Origin of the sequence: uncultured Marinobacter sp. (assembly GCF_963974375.1) — a bacterium.
Lineage (GTDB): Bacteria > Pseudomonadota > Gammaproteobacteria > Pseudomonadales > Oleiphilaceae > Marinobacter.
The window spans coordinates 1-4,026 of the sequence record NZ_CAXBDN010000329.1 but is presented as its reverse complement, the minus strand read 5'-3'; the positions used below and the strand labels follow the sequence as shown (position 1 = coordinate 4,026).

Here is a 4,026-nt window from a genome sequence, read left to right as displayed (position 1 = left end):
AGACTAAGTTTCTGGCTGCCAACGGGCAATCCTCCGGTCACCAATGTATCTGCCCACCCAACAAGCCATTAGTTGTTCCGTCTTCCGGCCAGGGTGATTCCGTTTGTATTGCTCCGCTCAAGGCCTGCACGGCTGAAGAACAACAAACGCTCTCTCACCTGAGCCACTATGCTGGTGGTGCCGCAACCATGGGCCTGGCCAACCTGCTTTGGGACACAAAAATTGCTCAGTATGTTGGTGACCTAAACACCTTTGGCGGCAACGGTATGGGCGCCGCCGCTGCACAATCCAACAGAGTATTGAGTGCCATCAACGACTACGATCTTGCGAACAAGCGCTATGAGGATCTGAAGAATCACCGGGCTTCACCCGCAATGATCAACTCCGCGAAAATGCAGGCGGACGCTGCCTTCAAGAAAATGAACCGGGTACTCAATGACAAGTCGCTGAACTACCTGAACAACAATACCTTCGGCATGCGCCAGACCACCAACGCGGCCGGCCGCACCGTGTGGGAGTCCATTCCTGTGGCCGATACAGCGGACGTGCGAAAGCTCACCGGACTTGCCAAGGTCGCGCGTGTGGCCGGCCCCGGGGTTGTGGTGTTTGATGGTTATCTTCGTGCCAGCAGTGTTCACCGTAGCTGGAAAAACAATGATCCCAACTGGCAGCGCAAAGCGGTTGTTGAGGGTAGTTCGTTTGGACTAGGCATTCTTGCGGGAGCTGTGATCGGTACCGTGATTGCCGTGACGCCAGTCGGGCTTGCGATTGGCATCGTTGTTGCCGGTGCAACAGCCGTTGGAGTGGATTATGCGGTCAAGGATTTCGCGGGATGGATGTACGACCAGTGGTAAGCATGGCTAATCATTCGCTGACTTCATTTTTTGCTCTCTTAGGACTTGGCGGCGGGGCAAGCATGTTCTTTGGGCTTTTGCTCCTCAGGCTCACGTTGACCCATCGCCTGAAGAAAAAGCTGAGGGCAACCGGGGACTACTGGGATACCGGCACCCTTGATTTTGGATTTATCAATACTTCGCTGTTTGCCTGGGCCTGTGCAATACCTCGCGTACAACGGCTGGAGAGATTTCAATCGATCTACCCTGGCCTGGACGTCCGGTCTTTCGCGAACTGGTTTGAAAGAGCTATCGCCTGTGGAGCAATTTACGGTTTGATGGTGATGTTCCTGAGCGCTCCTTTCTTTTACCTTTTCAAACCATAGCTTTTCACCCGCAATGATTAATTCTGCGAAAAGGCATTGTGATGGGGGAAGGCTTGGATAGGCACACACAGATAATCACTCCCAAGCGCGTGGACGTGCCAGATTGGTCAGCCAATAATAGTGAGGCCAATGAATGACAAGCTCTTTTCCCATCACCCGTTTCCTCGGCCGAGCTTTGTTTTTCCTGGCGCGTATTGCAGCTATCTTCCTTTCACTTTCGCTGTTGGCGATACCGTTCAACCGCAATGGTTTTCAGGAAATCAGTAACGGTCTGTACGCTCCGGGGGCACCTTTGATGGGCTCGAACCTGCTCGACTTCCTGATGCAACCTTGGCTGGCTGCTGTTTTGGGGCTGGGCATGCTGATCTACGTTTATGCCCGTTTTTGGCTGATTTCAGCAGATAGACGACGGATCAGTGACCTTTCTTACCTGGCTACCGTCGCCCTTCTTATGATGGGAATTCAGGTTGCTCTTTATCTTCCGGCCATACAAGCGCCTGCACTTTAGAAGCTGCATTATTAATTGGCCTGGACAAAGATCCGGCGTGGACAGGCACTCTCGAAGAAGCAAGCCCGATACTGGCTGTCGCGACCACGGGCTCTCCGGTTATCATCACCGAAGTGCTTGCTAATGCCTGTCATAATCGCTCTGATCTTCGTTATAGAATAATCCGGCGCCGCCAGTAGCCTGGTTTTCTTGAGTGATGGGCAAACGCAACGACTATGATAGTTCGGTCTTTTTCGATGGTTATGAGCGAGAAAGGGAATCTACGAAGTATAAGCTGACTCGCCCCGGCTTCCGCAGTTTTGTGGGAAACTGGAACAAGTGGGGGATTTGGTTCTTCGAGCAGCCTGATCGCTTGCTCAAAAGCATCAATCAGGCGTCTTCCGAGCCCAACTTCTTCTTGCTCATACCAGAAAACAGCTTCTTCGAATTCCGTGGCAGCTTCCCTGCTGACTCATACTTGCAAAGCTATCAGCCTCCGATTCGGGCTCTGGCGCGGGACAAAACATCCTTTGGATCAAGTAGCTTTGCTTCTCCTGACTCAATCCGTTGGATTCTGCGACAAATCTCACGGTCCCAAGCCTCTGCAACGCTGTCATCTGCAGGACCGTCTAAACTGGCCACCAGATCCCTCGCTAAAGTAGCACGCTCTTGCTCAGAAAGGGTCAGGGCAGCATTTCTTAGGGTTTCGAGCTCTACCGCAGTCATTTGACGCTCCGTGGAGATAAGCATAGATAAATGATGCAGGATGTTTTACCCCATAACAAGACCAAGCACTGCGACACCTTTTTTTGCATGGACCGACACCTTTTTTTGCATGGACAGGCACTCCCAAAGAAGGGCACTCCCAAAGAAGAAAGCCTGAAACCCTCTTCCTAACACCGACAGCACCTGCCCAAAACCACCACTCCTGACCTCACTGGCCACAAATTCGCCAACTTTGCCAAACCCCGGCCTGTTTCCCCGAACTCAGGCCAAGCGAAGCCCCTGGCTATTGACCAGTTCGTTGTTTTCGCTCTTTTGGGTGGGGAATCAGGCCGCTCGCAGTCGCCTGCCCTGCTCTACCTGCCCTGAAAGAGACAGGCATCCTCCTAAATCGGCACCGATTCAGATCTGCTTGTGAACCACCTCGGAAAGGCGGCTGCGATTGCCGTTGGTATCAAGGGTGCGGATAGCGAAGTACCAGGTGCCGGTGCTGAGTTCGTCCACCAGCAGTTGATCCACTGAGGCATCACCGATGGCGAGGCTCTGGTCCAGGCTGTCTGCGCTGGTGCCGTAGACCACTTCAAAACCGGCGATTTCCCCCATGGCGAGACTTTCCCCGTTCTCACGTGTGAGGGGCGCAGTCCAGCTCAGCAGCGCTGTGTTGGAGACAAGAATTTCTTCCGGGGTGATTTCGTTGGCCGGTGGTTCGCTGGCGTCGGTGCCTGTTCCGGAATCGGCTACGGTGTCAGTGGTGCTGTCGTCGCCAGTGGTGGTATCGGACCCGGTAGTGTCCGCAATCGAATCCTGGGTATTGTCCAAGGAGGTATCAGTGGTCGTGTCGCCTGAGGTGTCATCTGCGGTGTCATTTGCGGTCCCGTCCGTGTCCGCAACGATGGTATCGGTTTCGTCGTAAACATCCGCAATCGTCTTGAAATGCTGCACATTGCTGTACTCCACCACAACCAGTTTCTGGCTGATGGTGCTTGAGTGCACGGTAGCCTGGAGCGCGGATGCCTGAACCGCCGCGGTGGCAATGAGATCCGCCAGGGATACGTTGGTGCCGTCACCCATCAAACTGATCTGGCCGGTTTCACGGGTCTGATTGACCAGGTCGATGAGTACTTCGGAGATAGTGTTCCATTGGGCGTTGTCGTTCACCAGAGCCAGGAAAGCGGCGTTGGCAATGGCCACCTGCAGGGCGTCGGCGGTCACACTGCCCAAGTCGTCCAACCGGGTCAGGTCCGGCGGGGCGAGGCGCATGGAACCCGCAGCCAGGCCAAACCAGCCTTCCACAGTCTGGTAGGCGTCAGCGAGCGCCCTGGGAGAAAGCCCGTCAGAGCTGCGTTCCGCCAGGGTGACGGCCAGATGGGTCAGTGGGGTCAGATGCACGGTTTCCGTGATCAGGTCACCGGCACCGCGGAGGCTGAAGGCGCTGTCCAGTGCCATGGCCTGCCCAAAAGCAACAGGCCCGGAGCCCGGCTGTTCGCACTGAGGCACCACATCACAGACCATCCGGGTGCCGGTATCGGCCGTCAGTTCCACGGTAATCCCCCCGAAAAACAGCGGTGATCAAAAGTAGAATTTTCCGTAAGCTACA

Annotated in this window: 5 protein-coding genes; 3 read left to right on the top strand and 2 right to left on the bottom strand. The window is 54.8% G+C overall.

Annotation, left to right across the window (positions count from 1 at the left end; genetic code table 11):
• The 3 genes from AAC035_RS19365 to AAC035_RS19355 all read left to right on the top strand — a co-directional run.
• Positions 1 to 854: hypothetical protein (locus tag AAC035_RS19365; protein ID WP_339806753.1), on the top strand; the 854-nt coding region annotated here is incomplete at its 5' end.
• A complete protein-coding gene (locus AAC035_RS19360; RefSeq protein ID WP_339806752.1) occupies positions 833 to 1,219 on the top strand; it encodes a hypothetical protein in 387 nt (128 codons plus the stop codon). The genes AAC035_RS19365 and AAC035_RS19360, both read left to right, overlap by 22 nt.
• A gap of 133 nt (positions 1,220 to 1,352) precedes the next feature.
• Positions 1,353 to 1,727, top strand: coding sequence for a hypothetical protein (locus tag AAC035_RS19355; protein WP_339806751.1), 375 nt, complete (start codon positions 1,353 to 1,355; stop codon positions 1,725 to 1,727).
• Between the two features lie 468 nt (positions 1,728 to 2,195).
• Here the strand turns inward: AAC035_RS19355 and AAC035_RS19350 are convergent, their stop codons facing one another.
• Both AAC035_RS19350 and AAC035_RS19345 read right to left on the bottom strand, forming a co-directional pair.
• Positions 2,196 to 2,432: an addiction module protein gene (locus AAC035_RS19350; RefSeq protein ID WP_339806749.1), complete on the bottom strand. Its 237-nt coding sequence runs from the start codon at positions 2,430 to 2,432 to the stop codon at positions 2,196 to 2,198.
• Between the two features lie 399 nt (positions 2,433 to 2,831).
• A complete protein-coding gene (locus AAC035_RS19345; protein ID WP_339806748.1) occupies positions 2,832 to 3,971 on the bottom strand; it encodes a hypothetical protein in 1,140 nt (379 codons plus the stop codon).
• Positions 3,972 to 4,026 lie beyond the last annotated feature (55 nt).